The 17,811-nt window shown below is 47.8% G+C and carries 16 protein-coding genes; all 16 read left to right on the top strand.

What is annotated here, in order from left to right:
• The first annotated feature begins 51 nt into the window (after window positions 1-51).
• The 16 genes from ACWAU0_RS02965 (at window position 52) to ACWAU0_RS02890 (ending at window position 17,808) form a co-directional block, all read left to right on the top strand.
• Window positions 52-798: a class I SAM-dependent methyltransferase gene (locus tag ACWAU0_RS02965; RefSeq protein WP_458138267.1), complete on the top strand. Its 747-nt coding sequence runs from the start codon at window positions 52-54 to the stop codon at window positions 796-798.
• Complete coding sequence (locus ACWAU0_RS02960; RefSeq protein ID WP_458138266.1) at window positions 799-3,120, top strand: PEP-utilizing enzyme; 2,322 nt, start codon at window positions 799-801, stop codon at window positions 3,118-3,120. It begins immediately after the preceding gene.
• A complete protein-coding gene (locus ACWAU0_RS02955; RefSeq protein ID WP_458138265.1) occupies window positions 3,117-3,707 on the top strand; it encodes a gamma-glutamyl-gamma-aminobutyrate hydrolase family protein in 591 nt (196 codons plus the stop codon). Before ACWAU0_RS02960 ends, ACWAU0_RS02955 begins: the two co-directional genes overlap by 4 nt.
• Window positions 3,704-4,441 (top strand): phosphocholine cytidylyltransferase family protein, encoded by a 738-nt coding sequence (locus ACWAU0_RS02950; RefSeq protein WP_458138264.1) that lies wholly within the window; start codon window positions 3,704-3,706, stop codon window positions 4,439-4,441. The genes ACWAU0_RS02955 and ACWAU0_RS02950 overlap by 4 nt, the downstream gene beginning before the upstream one ends.
• A gap of 356 nt (window positions 4,442-4,797) precedes the next feature.
• On the top strand, window positions 4,798-5,928 hold the full coding sequence (locus ACWAU0_RS02945) for a class I SAM-dependent methyltransferase (RefSeq protein WP_458138263.1): 1,131 nt from the start codon (window positions 4,798-4,800) through the stop codon (window positions 5,926-5,928).
• A gap of 26 nt (window positions 5,929-5,954) precedes the next feature.
• Entirely contained in the window at window positions 5,955-7,061 is a 1,107-nt protein-coding gene (locus tag ACWAU0_RS02940) for a glycosyltransferase (RefSeq protein WP_458138262.1), read from the top strand.
• Window positions 7,058-7,795: a methyltransferase domain-containing protein gene (locus tag ACWAU0_RS02935; protein ID WP_458138261.1), complete on the top strand. Its 738-nt coding sequence runs from the start codon at window positions 7,058-7,060 to the stop codon at window positions 7,793-7,795. Before ACWAU0_RS02940 ends, ACWAU0_RS02935 begins: the two co-directional genes overlap by 4 nt.
• An 11-nt stretch (window positions 7,796-7,806) precedes the next feature.
• Entirely contained in the window at window positions 7,807-8,931 is a 1,125-nt protein-coding gene (locus ACWAU0_RS02930; RefSeq protein WP_458138260.1) for a glycosyltransferase, read from the top strand.
• A 97-nt stretch (window positions 8,932-9,028) separates the two neighbouring features.
• Window positions 9,029-10,786: an asparagine synthase (glutamine-hydrolyzing) gene (asnB, locus tag ACWAU0_RS02925; RefSeq protein WP_458138259.1), complete on the top strand. Its 1,758-nt coding sequence runs from the start codon at window positions 9,029-9,031 to the stop codon at window positions 10,784-10,786.
• A 28-nt stretch (window positions 10,787-10,814) separates the two neighbouring features.
• The gene (locus ACWAU0_RS02920) at window positions 10,815-11,879 is read left to right on the top strand and encodes a DUF354 domain-containing protein (protein WP_458138258.1); all 1,065 of its coding nucleotides are present in this window, start codon (window positions 10,815-10,817) and stop codon (window positions 11,877-11,879) included.
• 129 nt (window positions 11,880-12,008) lie between these two features.
• Window positions 12,009-12,743 carry an acylneuraminate cytidylyltransferase family protein gene (locus ACWAU0_RS02915; protein ID WP_458138257.1) on the top strand — a complete coding sequence of 245 codons (735 nt, stop codon included), beginning with the start codon at window positions 12,009-12,011 and terminating at the stop codon, window positions 12,741-12,743.
• A 66-nt stretch (window positions 12,744-12,809) separates the two neighbouring features.
• The gene (locus tag ACWAU0_RS02910) at window positions 12,810-13,790 is read left to right on the top strand and encodes an NAD-dependent 4,6-dehydratase LegB (protein ID WP_458138256.1); all 981 of its coding nucleotides are present in this window, start codon (window positions 12,810-12,812) and stop codon (window positions 13,788-13,790) included.
• Window positions 13,783-14,922: a LegC family aminotransferase gene (locus ACWAU0_RS02905; protein ID WP_458138255.1), complete on the top strand. Its 1,140-nt coding sequence runs from the start codon at window positions 13,783-13,785 to the stop codon at window positions 14,920-14,922. The genes ACWAU0_RS02910 and ACWAU0_RS02905 overlap by 8 nt, the downstream gene beginning before the upstream one ends.
• On the top strand, window positions 14,919-16,100 hold the full coding sequence (neuC, locus tag ACWAU0_RS02900) for a UDP-N-acetylglucosamine 2-epimerase (protein ID WP_458138254.1): 1,182 nt from the start codon (window positions 14,919-14,921) through the stop codon (window positions 16,098-16,100). The genes ACWAU0_RS02905 and neuC overlap by 4 nt, the downstream gene beginning before the upstream one ends.
• On the top strand, window positions 16,097-17,164 hold the full coding sequence (neuB, locus tag ACWAU0_RS02895; RefSeq protein ID WP_458138253.1) for an N-acetylneuraminate synthase: 1,068 nt from the start codon (window positions 16,097-16,099) through the stop codon (window positions 17,162-17,164). Before neuC ends, neuB begins: the two co-directional genes overlap by 4 nt.
• A complete protein-coding gene (locus tag ACWAU0_RS02890) occupies window positions 17,161-17,808 on the top strand; it encodes an acetyltransferase (protein ID WP_458138252.1) in 648 nt (215 codons plus the stop codon). The genes neuB and ACWAU0_RS02890 overlap by 4 nt, the downstream gene beginning before the upstream one ends.
• Window positions 17,809-17,811: the final 3 nt, after the last annotated feature.

Genomic DNA, 17,811 nt, shown 5'->3' with positions numbered 1-17,811 from the left:
GTTGGGGAATCGGCCAGCAACTTTACGGGTACGGCTGGTGATTTTACTGGGTTGGCCGAGGATTATTCGAGGTACCGCCCCGGTTACAGCCCGGCTGTCCTGAAAGCGCTACTCGGTCTTTTAGACAAACCCATTGGGGTGGTCGATTTTGTGGATGTTGGCGCGGGTACTGGGATCTGGACTCGCATGGTCACGGAGACGGGGGTCAAATCGGCAATAGCCGTGGAGCCTAATGACAGCATGCGGGCAAACGGTATTTCTGATAGCAAAGGGATGGGCATACGCTGGTTACCTGGCAGCGCTGAACAAACCGGCCTGCAACCATCGTCAGCGGACTGGCTGACGATGGCGTCGAGTTTCCATTGGGCGGACTATGAAGTGGCGACGAGGGAGTTTTGCCGTGTTCTGCGCCCGGGTGGGTATTTCACTGCGCTCTGGAATCCGAGGCTGATCGAAGTCAATCCACTTCTGGTCGAGATTGAAGCCCATATCGAGTCACTATCGCCCAACCTTAAACGAATCTCTTCGGGGCGTTCGGGAATAACCGAAACGCTTGCCGAGAGATTGAACTCCTCTTCGTTCTTTGAGGATGTAGTTTACGTTGAGGGGCAACACGTCATTGCGATGACTCCTGAGCGCTATCTTGGCGCGTGGCGTTCGGTGAGCGATCTGCGTGTTCAGCTGGGTCCGGACAAGTTCGATGCCTTCCTGAGCTTTGTTGAACAGCAAATCGCAGGGGTCGAGTTGATCGAAGCCACCTATCTGACGCGAGCCTGGACGGCGCGACGCAAGAACTAGATGTCGATGCCGCTCAGTTTTTCGACAAAGGCCGGCACTCTCAGGGCATTGCAGGCTGTACTGACGACGGCAAGGATTGCGCCGTTGGTTTCGTTCACTATCGAGACCTGGCGGGCTGAGCAACTCGCATGTCTGAACGGTGTCCAGTCCGCGTTAGGGCAAGGCCCCTGGATTGTGCGTTCAAGCTGCGTCGCCGAAGATGGCGCGGCGATTTCGAACGCAGGAGCTTTCCTCTCCGTATCCGATGTGGAGCAGGAATCCCTGGCGGTGGCGATCGAACAGGTCATCGCCGCCTACGGTGCATGGAACCCAGGTGACGAGGTGCTGATTCAACCGATGCTGAGTAACGTCGTGCGATCTGGCGTGGCCTTCTCGCACGACCCCAACACGTCAAGTCCTTATCGGACAATCAACTGGGCGGATGGCAGCGATACCGCAGCGGTAACAGGTGGTTTGGGCGGGCGCACCTGGCAGTGCGCAGCCCGCGCCGCCGAGGCTTCTGAACCGTTCTTGGCAAGTCTGGTCTCTCTGCTGGAAGAGCTGCTGGCTTTGTTCGGCAATTTGCCTGTGGACTGCGAATTCGCAGTCACTCGCGAACCGGAAGGTGATGTGCTTTGGCTGTTACAGGCGCGTCCGCTGATATTGCCGGCTGCGGCGGAGTCTCCGGAAAAGCAGACCGACCGCTTGATGCGCATTCAGCAGAAGATTTTTCGGGGGATGCAGCCCCACCCTTTCCTGATAGGGAGCCGTACCGTCTATGGCGTCATGCCGGATTGGAACCCGGCTGAAATTGTGGGTATCCGGCCCAAGCCGCTGGCGCTCTCGCTCTACCGTGAACTTATTACCGACTCGATATGGGCCTATCAACGTCACAACTACGGATATCGCAATCTGCGCAGTTTTCCGTTAATGCCGCACTTCTTCGGCTTGCCCTATATCGATGTGCGGGTGTCCTTCAATTCTTTCATCCCCGCCGATTTGGATGAGGGCTTGGCGGGGCGCCTGGTTGATCATTACATTGACCGCTTGTTGCGTGAACCCACCTTGCACGACAAAGTGGAGTTCGAAATCGTGTTTTCCTGTTACACGCTCGACTTGCCACAGCGTTTGGAAAGACTCGCCGAGGCAGGGTTTTCGAAGCATGAACGTGACGTCATCGCACAGAGTCTGCGCAAACTCACCAATCGTATCGTGCATCCCAAAGAAGGGCTATGGAGGGGGGACGCGGCGAGGCTCGACGTGCTGAAGAACCGGCGGGATGCATTGCTGGCTTCTAATGCCGATCCCCTGGAACGAATTTACTGGCTTCTGGAGGATGCGAAGCGCTATGGAACGCTTCCCTTTGCGGGTCTGGCACGCGCGGGTTTCATCGCTGTTCAGATGCTCAAGTCTCTCATGTCGGTGGGGGTGTTGTCGCAAGCGGACTACGATGCCTTTTTGGGATCGGTTTCAACCGTCGGTAGAAACATGGCTCGAGATCGTGCGACTCTCGACAAAACGACGTTTCTATCACGCTACGGTCATCTGCGTCCGGGGACGTACGATATTCTGTCACCGCGCTACGATGAAGCCCCGGAACTCTATTCTGACTGGAGCAAGTGGTCTCCCGACATAGAGCCGGTCAAACCTTTCTCTCTAACTTTGCCGCAGATGCGGGAAATTGTGAAGTTGCTGGAGGCACATGGTCTACAGCCTGATCCGGTTGGATTGTTCGACTTCATTCAGGCCGGGATTGAATTGCGAGAACTGTCGAAATTCCACTTTACTCGCAATCTTTCGGATATCCTGGCTCTAATCGGAGAAATGGGGGAGCGGCTGGGTATTGCCCGGGAGGATATTTCTTACAGCGACATTAACCTATTCAAGGAACTGTATGTGGCCGCAGCCGATCCCAAAGAGGAACTCCTATGCAATATCGAACAGGGCAAGGCTCGGCATGCGGCGGGGCTCCGCATTTCGCTGCCCCCGCTGATTGCCAAGCCTGAGGATGTATGGTCGTTTGAATGGCCCGAGACTCAGCCCAACTTCATCACGCAAAAGCAGGTTACGGCACCTGTCGCCGGTTGCGGACATCTGGAAGAGTTGACTGGAACCATTATCTGCATTCCCAACGCAGATCCAGGTTATGACTGGCTGTTCGCTTACCCCATTGCCGGCTTGATTACAGCTTGGGGAGGCGCGAATTCCCACATGGCCATCCGAGCGGGCGAACTCGGCCTCCCTGCCGTCATCGGCGCAGGCGAGGTGTTGTACCGGCGTTGGTCAACTTCGCAGCGCCTGTTTTTGGATTGCGCCGGTCGTCGGGTAGAGGTATTGGTGTGAAGCGAATTGCGGTAAGTCAGCGGGTTGAGATCTTTCCTGAGCGGGAAGAGGTTCGTGACGCCCTCGATCAACGCCTAGTCAAGTTTATTGAGGCAGCCGGTGGGCTTGCTTTTCCCGTTCCCAATGTCTTGTCGGTATCTGATGGACTGATCATCTGGCTCAATCAGATTCGGCCGGACGCAGTCGTGCTTGGTGGTGGTAACGATATTGGCGAATCGGGGGATCGGGATTTGACGGAACTCGCGCTCCTGACCTACGCGGAGTCGTGGAAGCTTCCGGTATTGGGCATTTGCCGTGGCATGCAGATGATTGGACATTGGTCTGGCGCACTACTCAAACCCGTCAGTGGTCATGTGCGCTGTAGACATCGCTTGAAAGGGGAAATATCGGGCGTGGTCAACAGCTATCACAAATTTGCATTGGCCGAATGTCCCAACGAATTCAAGGTTTTGGCTGAAAGCGAGGATGGCGAACTTGAGGCGATTCGCCACGTTTATTTGCCCTGGGAAGGATGGATGTGGCACCCAGAACGTGAGGATGATTTTGTTACTCGTGACGTGGAACGGTTGAGGAGTCTAGTATATTGAAAGCAATCATACTCGCCGCAGGCCGCGGTCGCCGGATGAATAATCTGACCGATGATCGACCGAAATGCTTGATTCAGTTGAATGGTCGGACATTGTTGGAATGGCAGCTCGAAGCTCTGCGCAGGGCGGGCATTAGCGAAATTGCCATTGTGACGGGCTATAAGCGGGAAATGTTGGCCGACATAGGGCTTACCGAGTTCCACAACCCTCGCTGGTCTGAAACGCAGATGGTCGAATCGCTTTGTTACGCGGGAGAGTGGCTGCTACAGGAGCCATGCATCGTGAGTTATTCGGATATATTTTATGACTACCTGGCTGTGAAGTCGCTAATGGAAAGCAGCGAGGCTCTGGCAGTCTTATACGATCCGAATTGGTTGTTTCAATGGTCGAAGCGCTTCAGTGATCCTCTGATTGATGCTGAATCATTTCGCTTGAATCCGGATGGGTCATTGGCGGAAATTGGCAATAAGCCGAGGTGCGTCGAAGAGATCGAGGGCCAATATATGGGTTTGCTGCGTTTTACTCCGGTAGCATGGAGGCAGGTGTTGCTTGTTATGAATAATTTGCCGGAGCAAATTCGGGATAGTATTCATATGACGACCATGCTGCAGAGGGTTATTGAGTGTGGACAGCTGGCCGTAGCTGCGATTCCATACCAGCAGAATTGGGGCGAAGTGGATACTTCGGAGGATCTCATGCTATACGAGAACAATCTATTCAGGAATTCACAATGATATGATGGAAGAAAGACTTCTTCGCCTGCTAATAATGTCTGTCAGTGCTTGCGCCCCCTATTCATTTGATATTCTCATGGTGTCGTCCGCTTCGCTCAATATCCCGTAGGGGGCTTTTAATGCAGGCCAATCGATGCTAACTAATCCAAATCAGCTTGGATCTTATCGTTGAGCAATTGATTTTTTCAAAGTGTTGAAAGCGGATGCGAAGAATGCAAGCTCGAACCGTATTACGGATGAAAGCGGCTCCCATTTAATAGCTACATACTTTGGCATGGATTGGATACTACAGTAAACGACAGGAATCTGTTAAATATTGAGCGACTATTAGGAACGAAATAAAACTACTCATTGGTATGAATAAAAATTTGAATAAAGAAAACATACGATTTGAATTTGGCGAAAACTGGGCAGATTACATCGAGAAAAACTTTTCAGATGAAAGGGTTGATATTTCTCAGAAACACCTTTTGAAGTTTTTAAAAATAGAGAACCTGCTCGGGAAGATATTTCTTGATATCGGCTGCGGTAGTGGTCTGCATTCGCTAGCGGCCTGGCGCGCGGGTGCCGAACATGTCATAAGTTTTGATATTGATGAAGCTTCGGTTCTGACAACACGAAGATTACATGAATTCTCAGGAAGTCCGGCGAATTGGCAGATACTTTCTGGTTCAGTGCTGGATAAAACCTTCTTGGAAACATTGCCAAAAGTTGATGTTTTATACAGTTGGGGTGTTTTGCATCATACTGGCGATATGTGGCTAGCAATTGCAAATGCTGCGAGTCGTTTAAAGCAAGATGGTGTGTTTTACATTGCTTTGTATTCGAAGGATGTCTATGTTGACCCGCCGGCAGAATATTGGCTGGCTGTAAAGCGCGAATATAACCTCGCGGGTCCGATTAAAAAAAAATGGATGGTCTGGTGCTACGCATGGAGCGAAACAATTAAGCGTTCATTGCGAAAGGGCAAAAATCCATTCAAGTATATCGCCGAATACAAGAAGTCGCGTGGTATGTCTTATTGGCATGATGTGCGCGATTGGTTAGGCGGTTATCCTATGGATTTCGCGGCAAATAAAGAAGTCGAGTCATTCGCACGTGAAATATTAGGCCTTGAATTAATAAATATTAAAGCTGGAGATGGAAATACTGAGTATCTATTGAGGTTCATAAATACGAAAAATTATTGGGACGATGTGTTGAGCGAGCAAGCCTTGTTTGAATTAAATAAGCCTTTCGAAGCGCTTGGGGGAAATTCCTGGCGTGCAAATTTGGAGTCCGATATTGCGTTGGGAGAGCCTGAAAAATTTATGCTTTATGAAAATGGCAGTCCGGTAGGATGGCCGAATGCACCGGATTACGCGATAACCCGCTGGGGCAAAGGTCGTTATAAAGTCGACGGAAATATGTTGATATTTTCTGCAACAGATAACTCTGATCCCAATTCCACTGAAAAAGCATACAGCTTTAGAGTGAACTTTGTTTAAACGCTTGATGTAATTTTGGTGACGCGATGCTAAGCGTGTTGTTTGTTATCGATGCGTTGCCAAAAGGCGGGGCAGAAAATGTACTGCTTCAATTTGCTGATAGCTTGGTAGATCGGTACGATGTTACCGTTATCGCGTTAAAAAAAATAAATGAACATGTATTACCGAATAGTTTTAAGATCCATTTTCTATTGGAAGCCGAACAGAAACTAATAGATAATTTTTTTCTTATTCTGCACTTTTTGTCAGAGCGTGCGAAACAAGTGGATTTGGTGATAGGCTTTAGCGATTTTTTTGTAAATTATGTTGCTATCTTGGCGGCAAAATTAGTAGATAAACCGGTAATTGTCTGCGTTCGTAACCTCCTAAGCCAGGAGCTAAGTCGATTCGAGTTCAAAGAAATAAATCGAGACTTGGTTAGCCTCTCGTACAATCAGGCCGACAAGATTTTGTGTGTTTCGGAAGCCTGTAAAAATGATTTTATTGATACATTTGCTGTTGGTGAAGAGAAAGTCAAAGTATTAAGAAATCCAGTCAATATTCAACGTTTTTCGCTCAAGGTGGCAAAGCCGCGGGGACTAGAAAGTATCTTTTCGGATTCACCAATAATTCTAGCCATCGGCAGATTGGTAGAGCAAAAAAACTATCCTTTCATTTTTAGGGTCTTTGCAAAAATACAGCCGGTAGCAAAATTGTGCATAGTTGGCACCGGGCAGGAATATGAAAAATTACTTGAGTACGCCAGTAATTTAGCTATAGAAAAAAAAGTATTTTTCTTAGGTCAGCGGGATGACATTCCGGCATTGCTTCAGCATTCGTCAATGTTGTTAACGGGCTCTCTTTATGAGGGGCAGCCGAACGTCGTATTAGAAGCCATGGCGGCCGGAACCATCGTTGTGGCGCCGCAGCTGCCGGCGTTTAGCGAGTTGATTACGTCTGGTTATAACGGAGTTCTTTATCAAGCCGATGATGAAAAAGACGCAGCCGAACAAATAGAGTTGATATTTTCGAACAAGGATAAAGTAATGAACATGGTAAATAATGCAAGATATACAGTTCGAGCACATGATATAAGTATTGCGAGTAATGTGCTTGTTGAATGTATTAATAGCACAATTTGTAATTATTTATGAATTTTTGGGAACGAAATAATATTCTTGTAGATGTTATTGGTGCTCGCATAAATGAAGCTGTCGAACTTAGATATAAGTCTTACCTAAAAACCAAGCAATATGGGTATGAAAAAATAAATAAGTTTTTCGATGGGCGTAACGTACTTGAATTGGGCAGTGACGAATCCTCTACCTCGTCTATTTTAGTAAGATGGTCGGAAAAACTGACTATTGTCGATGTACAAAATAAGTTTTCCAGGCAAGTTGAAAAGGATAGGGCGCTGAAATCCGCGTGTTTTATTCAAGCAAAATGGGAGGAATTTGTTCCTAACGAACTATATTCGGATATCTTGTTAACCGACAGTCTCGAGCACGTTGAGGAGCCGCGTCTCCTGCTAAATATTGTATCGCGTTGGTTAGCGGATGATGGGCGACTACATGTTATCGTACCGAATGCACGAAGCGTGCACCGATTATTAGGCGTTGAAATGGGGCTGATCTCTACGCCTTTTGAACTGAATTCCAATGATATAGATTCTGGACACCAACGTGTATACGACACAAACGCTCTTAAACATGATATTAAGCTGGCTGGCCTAGAGCTTCTCACGTTGGAGGGTGTTCAGTTTAAACCAATGACGGATGTGCAATTAAGCACATTTTCCGAGCAGTTCCAAGACGCGCTGAATAAATTGTCGGTTCATTTCAATGAATATTGTGCAGAAATATATGCTTGCTGTTATAGGAAAAATTGAATCAGACGTATATGTCAAATGCAATAGCAAACGCTAACTCTCTTGTCGTAATCACGCATAACCTAGATATCGGTGGTGTGCAAAAGAATGTTGCCATTTTAGCAAATCATCAAGCAAATCATAGAAAAGTCATTGTTGTGCTGCTCGAGGATAATAAAGAAATACGATATGTTATCGATCCAAGAATAGAGATAGTTTTTATATCGACTTTAGTAGTCAATAAATATGATAAGCTTGCCGGAGAAGACATTTTTTATTACAGACTGTCGAAATTGAATGATTTCTTTAGTCGATATCAGGCAGATATAGCTATCGGTTTTGAGGATTACAGCAATATCTTGCTGATGAAGTCAGATTTTAAAGGAAGGCGAGTTCTCTCATGTCGTGTTTCTTTTGATCATTATCGCTTTTTTCCTCGAACTCATCTGCTGCCGCCGGATTTTTATTTTAGGAATATTTCAGAGTTATATAAAAATGCTGATGCAATTGTATGTGTAAGTAATTGGGTCTTAACTGAAGCCCGTAAAATAGTGGATGCAAGCCGAATAAGAGTTATTTACAGTGGGCTGGATTTTTCCATGATAAACTCCTATCAATCTCATGGTATCAATTTCCCTCGATCGTTCATCTTGAATGTAAGTCGGCTGCATGATCAAAAAGGTTTAAAAGTTCTTATACAAGCCTACGCTTTGATCGCAAAGTCGGTAACACAGGATTTGGTTCTTATTGGTGATGGGCCGATCCGAAGCGAATTGGAAAAATTGTCATCTGATTTAACGATAGATAACAGAGTGCATATTCTTGGATTTATCAGAGAGCCTTATGCCTATATGTTCAACGCAGATTTGTTTGTTTTTCCATCTATTAACGAAGGTTTTTCTAATTCCGTTCTTGAAGCTATGTATTGTGGAGCGGGCGTGATAGCTAGCGCTTATTCTGGGTACGATGAGATTCTTAAAGACTACGGAAATATCTGTGATGTCGGTGACAGTGAGCAGCTCGCTAAGTTAATGATGATTTTTTTGCAAAATAAATGCTTATTAAAAAAATTGAAAGATTCTCAAAAATTAGACGCATCGAATTTTGATGTTGATATGACTTGTATGTGGTATCAAAAAGTTTTTGATGAACTATGATATTTAAGGTGATTATTCGGGTAAGCCGGTTAAAACGGCAATTTCAGGAGATTGGTTGTGCATTTCCGGTATTTGGTCAGCGCTCGGGAGGCTTTTGATGTGCGGCATAATCGGCGCCAATTGTCTGCCAACTAAGCGTGTTGAGGACTTACTGAATTTGATTAAGCATCGAGGGCCGGACCATCAAGGCTATTTTATGCAAGAAAATGTTTTTTTAGGACATGCCCGGCTTGCTATTATTGATTCGCGTGATGTTTCCAATCAGCCTATGCGATTAGATGATGTTACTATTGTTTTCAATGGTGAGATTTACAATTATAAACAATTAATCGCGCAAGAAAATTTAGTCACTCAGACCGAGGGTGATACCGAAGTAATACTATTACTCTATTTGAAGTACGGGATTAAGTTTCTGAATTCTTTGAATGGGATGTTTTCATTTTGTATTTATGACGCTCGAAAAAATCTGTTTTTCTGTGCGCGGGACCGCTTCGGAAAAAAGCCGTTTTATTATTATAGAAACTCAGGGAATTTTATTTTTGGTAGTGAGCTAAAAGCGGTTTTGGCTCAGTTGAACTTTTTACCTGATCTTAACGTCATGGCTTTACATCAGTATTTGGCGTTTCAAGCTCCTATTGCTAATCAAACCTTTTTTCAGGGTATCTATAAATTACCACCTGGGCATTCACTAGTCGTCGTCGCCGATTCATTTGAAGTAGCCTGTTATTATGACATTGCCTCAATCCCCTATCTCAGCGATAGTGAGGGTGAAGTGGTAACAAATATTGATAAGTTGCTCAATCAAGCTGTACAGGATCGTCTAGTGGGTGATGAAGAAGTGGCGGTTCTTCTTTCCGGTGGCCTGGATTCGGCAATGGTAGCTAAACTTTACGCATTACATAGCGAACGCAGGATCAACAGTTTTAGTATCGGATATGAAAACTTCGATCGCTATTGCGAACTTTCACCGGCTAGACAAACCGCAATAGAAATATCTACGGATCATCATGAATTACGTGTCGATGTAAATGAGTACATCGGTAGCTTTGAAGAAATTCTCGATTATCTTGATGAGCCTATGGCGGATTCGGCATGTATACCTTTATTTCTGCTTTCCAAATATATTCACCAGAACAATATAAAAGTAGCCATTGGCGGCGAAGGAAGCGATGAAATATTTTTAGGTTATGACAATTATTTTACTATGCTCAATGCCTACTCCGGTATTGGATGCGATCCGGGTGATTTTAATTTAACAAGGGAGTGGGAGATAAAAAATAGAAGAATTCGTGGAAAGGAAGTATTTTTTTCAAGCGGAGAAACATTTACCGCTGATCAGCAAAGGATGCTTTTTAATGGAATTTCTGTTCCTCAAGTATCGAGTTTTAAGTCGCCCTACGATTCAAAGGCGCGCTGGTTGACGTACGTCGATTTTAAGATCTGGATAGCAGAAGTCCTGATGACGAAGCTTGACAGGATGTCTATGGCGCACTCTCTGGAAATAAGGACGCCATTTTTGGATTATCGGTTAGTAGAGTATTTAATGGGAGTCTCTGATGATATTAAGCTGGGAAACACTAACAAATATTTACTGAAAAAAGTTGCTCAAAAATATTTGTCACCCGGTATAGTAAATAGGCGAAAAAAAGGTTTTAGCTCTCCATTCATAGAATGGTTGTATCTTCATTACAAAGATAACATTTTGATGACGATGCTTCGCGTGAATGCGGACTTGGGTATATTTTCAGATGACTTTATTAGGTTTCTCTATGAAGAGGGAAAAGCGCAGGGTTTTAAGCAGCATATTTACTCTCTCTATTTGTTTTGTAGATGGTATCAAAGCTTATACATGTAACGACAATAGTTATTTTTAGTATATTGTCATGATCTGGTTTGATATTGTGACGCCCAAGTCCGTGCTTTTCTTCAGGCCGATGATAGAGGCGATTAAAATGCGAGGACTAGATGTTTTAGTTACGGCACGTTCAAGTGAGGGTTACGAGGAAGTTACAGATCTTTTAGAATTATACGATATTGACTATGTAAATCGCGGATCTTTTGGCGGGAGTCAGTTAAGGGATAAATTAAAAGCGTCTATTGATCGCCAATTGTCATTAATTGAATTTGTCTCTGCTTATAACATCAATCGTCTTGTCTGTTTGTGCAGTGTCGACGCAAATAGGGTTGCGTTTGGTCTTGGAATTCCTATAATTAATTTTTACGATATTCCCTTGTCGGATTTCAGTACCGATTTCATGAAGGCTCTTCCTCAGGCTAGATTGACATTGCCGTTGTCTACTAAGGCTTTTAAGCCATTCGTAGTTCCTGATGAAATATTTACCCGTTTTTCACTTGAGTCGCACCAGGTTAGACAGTATGAGTTTATTGATCCCTATATCTGGTTGAAGGATTTTGTGGCAGATCGTAACTATATTGCATCTGTTTTTGATAAATATGGGTTAGATGTGGATCAGCCTTTTATCGTTGTTAGGGAGGAGGAGTATAAGGCCAGTTATGTCAACGATAGACATCCACTGCTCTATGATGCGATGCGTGATATATTCGATATTACCGGTGCAAATATTGTAATTGTGCCTCGTTACGAATCGGAATACTTGGAATCCGAATTTCCGTTTGCAACAGTTTTGAAAGAAAAAGTAGTAATTCAACATTTATTAGCTTTTGCGGGATTGTTTATAGGTGGTGGGGGAACGTTGAATACTGAAGCGTGTTTTCTAGGTACCCCAACCATATCTACTAGGAGCTTTATTTGTCACTATGATAAATTTCAAATTGATTCCGATCTGATGGTATGGGTCAGCAATAAAGCGGATCTTCTGTATGCCGTGAAAACCATGTTTTCAAAAAGAATAGACGGCAAATCCGGTCGGATTCTTGCAAATATGAGCCTGGATATAAAAGGCTTGGTTGATGAGATTCTAAGCTAATTTGATGTTTATATTAAAATTGTCAGGTATTAATAGGGAGGCCTGTTGTATGCCACTTAATGCATGTAACATGGTAGTTGGGGTTATCGTTAATCTGGAGAGCTCAGTAGGACAAAAAATTGTCAAGCCATGCCTAGCAAATCCGATCAAGTGGAAAACAATAACGACGTTAAGATACTGGTAATCATCCCGGCGCGTTCCGGTTCCAAGGGTGTCGTCGATAAAAATATCAGGTCTCTTCTTGGTAAACCACTCATTCAGTGGACTGTTGATGCGGTAAATGACGCTAAACTCGTCGATTCGGTAATTCTTCTTTCCACTGATAGCTCGGTTTATGCTGAACTGGGGCGGGATATGGGGCTGGTGGTGCCGTTTTTGCGCCCGGCGGATTGCGCAAGCGATAACGCGTCTGCTTTACAGGTAATCGAACATGCGCTTGGTTGGTTTAAACAACAATACCGCTATTTGCCCGCATTTGTGATGTGGTTGCAGCCGACATCGCCATTTCGACCTGCGTCTACAATTCAAAAAGCTGTATCGCTTGTAAACGATCAGCGCGCGGATGCAGTAATTGGATGTAAGGAAATTTATCGTGATTTAACCACGCTATTTCGATGCGAGGACGGGCTTTTGAGAGCATTGGACAGCGAACGGGTGACGCAAACCAGTCGACAGCAGCAGCCATTGTTGACACCTAACGGTGCAATGTATTTGTGTAAGGCGGATTATTTGTTAGAACACAAGTCTTTTTATCCTCCTAAAACTGTGCCGTTGGTTATGAATGCGATTCAGAGCTTGGACATCGATTCTGAAGAAGATTGGGCTATGGCGGAGGCATTTATCCTGCACGGCTTGGTTTCGTGATCGATTTAATAGCGGCCGGGCGAGTTGGTAATCTTGGCGCCGCATTCAATTTACAGAACATTAATTATGAATAACGTATTGATCACCGGCGCTGACGGTTTCATCGGCTCGCATCTAACCGAAATGGCGGTGGCGCGCGGTTTACAGGTGCGAGCCTTGGCGCAATACAATTCGTTTAACTCGTGGGGCTGGCTGGATGATGTCGCCTGTAAATACGACATTGAAGTGGTCTGCGGCGACTTACGCGATCCGGCTTTTTGCCGCAGTATTTGTAGCGGCGTCGACACCGTATTTCATCTGGCTGCGTTGATAGCGATTCCCTATTCCTATGTCGCGCCGGATAGCTATGTCGATACCAATATCCGCGGCACCTTGAACATCTGCCAGGCGGCCCGCGATGCAGGCGTTAGCCGGGTGATTCATACTTCGACCAGCGAAGTCTACGGCACCGCGCAATATGTGCCGATCGACGAGAAACATCCGTTGCAACCGCAATCGCCCTACAGCGCTTCCAAAATCGCCGCCGATGCGATGGCGATGAGTTTTTTCAATGCCTTTAATCTGCCTGTTACCATCGCCAGGCCGTTTAACACTTACGGCCCCAGGCAATCGGCGCGGGCGGTGATTCCGACCATCATTACCCAGATTGCCGCCGGTAAAAAACAGATCCAACTCGGCGATGTCTCACCGACCCGTGATTTTAATTATGTGGAAGATACCTGCCGGGGCTTTATCGCCTTGGCCGAGTCAGCGCAAACCATAGGCGAAACGGTGAATATCGGCTCCAATTTCGAAATTTCTGTCGGCGAAACGCTGAATCTGATCAAAAGCATCATGGCCAGCGATGTCGAATTTTTGGTGGACGAGCAAAGGTTGCGGCCGGAGAAGTCCGAAGTGAACCGCTTGTGGTGCGACAACAGCAAGATCAAACAACTGACCGGTTTTGCCCCGCAAGTGACTTTGGAGGAGGGTTTGCGCCGCACCGTAGCCTGGTTTACCGAGCCGGATAATCTGAAACGATACAAAGCGGATATTTACAATGTTTGACAGCTTTATCCGCTTGGTCCGGGAGATTTATCAAACCGAACAATTCATCCCTTTGCACGAACCGCGCTTCGCCGGTAACGAAAAACAGTATCTGCTGGATGTGATCGACAGTACCTTCGTGTCTAGTGTCGGCCCGTATGTCACCGAGTTCGAAAGCAAAATCGCTGCATACACCGGTGCCAAGCACGCGATAGCCACCGTCAACGGCACCGCCGCGCTGCACGTTGCCCTGTTGCTGGCCGGCGTTCAGCCCGGCGAAGAAGTGATTACTCAAGCGGTGACTTTTGTCGCCACCTGCAATGCGATTCATTACTGCGGTGCCGAGCCGGTGTTTATTGATATTGATGCGGCGACGCTAGGTTTGTCGCCGCTGGCCTTGGCGGAGTTTTTGGATCGATTCGGCGAACGCTGCGATGATGGCGTTTACAACAAAACCAGCGGCAAGCGCATCGCCGCCTGTTTGCCGATGCATACCTTCGGCCATCCTTGCGATCTGGCTGGGTTGATTCGAGTATGCGACGACTTCGGCATGCCGTTGGTGGAAGATGCCGCGGAAGCGTTGGGTAGCCGACTCAATGGCCAGCATTGCGGCACTTTCGGCAAACTTGGGGTGCTTAGCTTCAACGGTAACAAGATCATCACCACGGGCGGCGGCGGGATGATTTTGACCGACAACGAGGAACTGGCGCGTCGGGCCAAACACCTGACGACCACGGCTAAATTACCGCATGCATGGAAATTCGAACACGACCAAATCGGTTACAACTACCGCATGCCGAATTTGAATGCCGCCCTGGGGTTGGCGCAGCTCGAACAATTGCCTGATTTTGTTCGGCGTAAACGTGCATTGGCGCAACGTTATCTGGATTGGGCGCAAGCCAAAGGTGCGCAAATCGTCGAAGAACCGGCCGGAACTGATGCCAATTACTGGCTCAACGCCTTGTTGCTTGATGACATTACGCAGCGCGACGCCTTTCTGGAATTTAGTAATGCTCGCGGGGTGATGACTCGGCCGCTGTGGGAGCTGATGCCTGATTTGCCGATGTACCAACATTGCCAACGCGATAACCTGCTGCAATCGCGCCGGTTGGCCGAACGGCTGGTCAACGTGCCCAGTAGCGTGGTCGTATGACGACTGGCGCGCCACGTAAAATCTGTGTCGTGACCGGTTCCCGAGCGGAATACGGTTTGCTGTATTGGCTACTGCAGGAAATTCAAGCGGACCCGGACCTAGACTTACAGTTAGTCGTGACCGGCATGCATTTGTCGCCGGAGTTCGGTTTGACCTGGCAGCAAATTGCTGCCGATGGTTTTACGATCAACCGCAAGGTGGAAATGTTGTTGTCGTCGGATACGCCGGTCGGCATCAGCAAGGCCATGGGCTTGGGTTTGATCGGTTTCGCCGATGCCTTGCACGAATTACGACCGGATATCGTTGTGGTGCTCGGCGATCGATTCGAGATATTCGCGGCGGCGCAAGCGGCAATGAATTTACGCATCCCAATTGCCCATATTCATGGCGGTGAACTCACCGAAGGCGCGGTCGACGATGCGATTCGCCATGCGATCAGCAAGATGGCTCATCTGCATTTCACGTCAACCGAGGTCTACCGGCGGCGGGTGATGCAGCTCGGTGAGCAGCCTGATCGCGTGTTCAACGTTGGCGCACCGGGGTTGGATAGCGTTTATAAGTTGCCATTGCTGGACAAAGCTGAGCTGGAACAAGCGCTGGATTTCAAGTTTGGGACACGCAACCTGTTGGTCACCTTTCACCCGGTGACTTTGGAAGCGGCGACGGCGGCCGAGCAGTTTGCCCAGCTGCTGCAGGCTTTGGATGAGTTTGACGATGTGCATATCATATTTACTCATGCCAATGCCGATGCCGACGGCCGGGTGATCGCCAGCATGATAGAGGAGTATCGACGACGCCATTCCCGCCGAGTAAGTAGCTATGTTTCCCTGGGTTCTCTGCGTTATTTGTCGACCCTGAAGTTGGTCGATGCGGTAGTCGGCAATTCGTCCAGCGGTATCATAGAAGCGCCGGCTTTTCGTATCGCTACTGTCAATATCGGTGATCGCCAGCGGGGACGAATTTGTGCGGATAGCGTATTGCATTGCCAGCCGCAGGCTGATGCGATCCGGGCTGCTTTGCACACGGTATTTTCCGGGGCATTTACCGACACCTTGGCGCAGGTTGAAAATCCTTACGGGCGAGGCGGCGCATCGTTGAAGATCAAAGAATTACTGAAGCAGACGCCGGTGAATGGGCTGCTGAAGAAGCGTTTTTTCGATTTAGAGGTGCTTGAATGAGTGTGTTCATTATTGCCGAAGCGGGCGTCAACCATAACGGTAGTTTGCAAACCGCTATGCAACTGGTCGATGCCGCTGTGGCGGCGGGTGCCGATGCCGTGAAGTTCCAGACCTTTAAAGCCGAAAAACTGGTCACCCAGTCCGCGAGCAAGGCGGAATATCAAAAACACACGACAGGCGCGGCCGAGAGCCAGTTGGATATGCTGCGCAAGCTGGAGTTGAAATATGAATTTCATTTTCAGTTGCGTGATTATTGCCAAAGCCAAGGTATTGAGTTTTTGTCGACCGCATTCGATTTCGATAGTTTGGCGTTTTTGGTGGACGAGCTTGGTCTATGCAAACTGAAAATCCCGTCGGGTGAGATTACCAATGGTCCGTTTTTGCTGGCCCACGCCCAAACCGGCAAGGACATCATTGTCTCCACCGGCATGGCTACGCTAGGTGAGGTGGAAACCGCGCTGGGGGTTTTGGCGTTTGGCTTGTTGGGTGGGAAGCAACCGTCTTTGGCGGCATTTCAACAAGCCTACAGTTCGGAAGCTGGGCAAGCGGTTTTACATGAAAAAATCACCTTGCTGCATTGCACCAGCGAATATCCGACACCGATGAAGGATGTAAATTTGCGGGCGATGGACGTGTTGCAGCAGGCTTTTTGTCTGCCGGTCGGCTATTCGGATCACACCGAAGGACTGGTCGTGCCGATTGCCGCCGTGGCGCGGGGCGCGGTATTGATAGAAAAACATTTCACCTTGGACCGAAGTCAAAAAGGCCCTGATCACCAAGTGTCACTGGAACCCGCTGAATTAAAGCAAATGGTGCGCGATATTCGCGCCGTCGAACAGGCACTTGGCCGTCCCGGCAAGATGCCGCAAGCGGTGGAATTGCAAAATCGCACGGTCGCCCGCAAAAGTTTGGTGGCGAATAGTTTGATAGCAGTGGGTGAAACTTTTAGCGCCGAAAATTTGACGACCAAGCGGCCTGGAACCGGCCTGAGTCCGATGGAATATTGGCGATTGCTTGGTCAAACCAGTCATCGTTGTTATGACGTGGATGACTTGATCGAATGAGTAAGCCGGTCATTTTGCTGGGAAGCGGCGGACATGCGCGGGTGCTGCTCGACATGTTACGGCGGTTGGAGATTGAGATACTGGGCATAGCCGATCCTCACCGACTGCCCGGCAGCGAGCACTTCGGAGTCAGGGTATTGGGCGACGACTCGGCAATACGGGCTTATGCAGCGGATGGTATCGCGTTAGTCAACGGCATTGGTTCTCTGCCGGGCGATGGCGGCTTGCGCGCGAACTTGTACCAGCGCTTTCTGGCGCAAGGTTACAGGTTTAAAGCCGTGGTCGACCCTCGCGCGTTTACAGCAAGCGACGTACAACTGGCCAACGGCGTGCAGGTCATGGCGGGCGCCATTATTCAGACAGGCACGCAAATTGCTGAAAACTGCATAATTAATAGCGGAGCGATTGTCGAGCACGATTGCCGTATTGGTCGCGATGCGCATATTGCACCCGGTGCGGTGCTGAGTGGCGGGGTGGAATTGGGCGACAAGGTGCACATCGGCACCGGCGCTACCATCATTCAAGGCCTACGTATCGGTTCCGGCAGCGTAGTGGGCGCGGGCAGCGTGGTGACGCGCGATGTCGGTTGCAAGCAGATCGTCTATCCGCCGCGTTCGCACATACAGAATTTGCAACAGGATTGATAA

The sequence above is a fragment of the Methylomonas sp. Uni0009 genome, from assembly GCF_054188105.3.
This window is presented reverse-complemented; position numbering and strand designations above follow the sequence as displayed.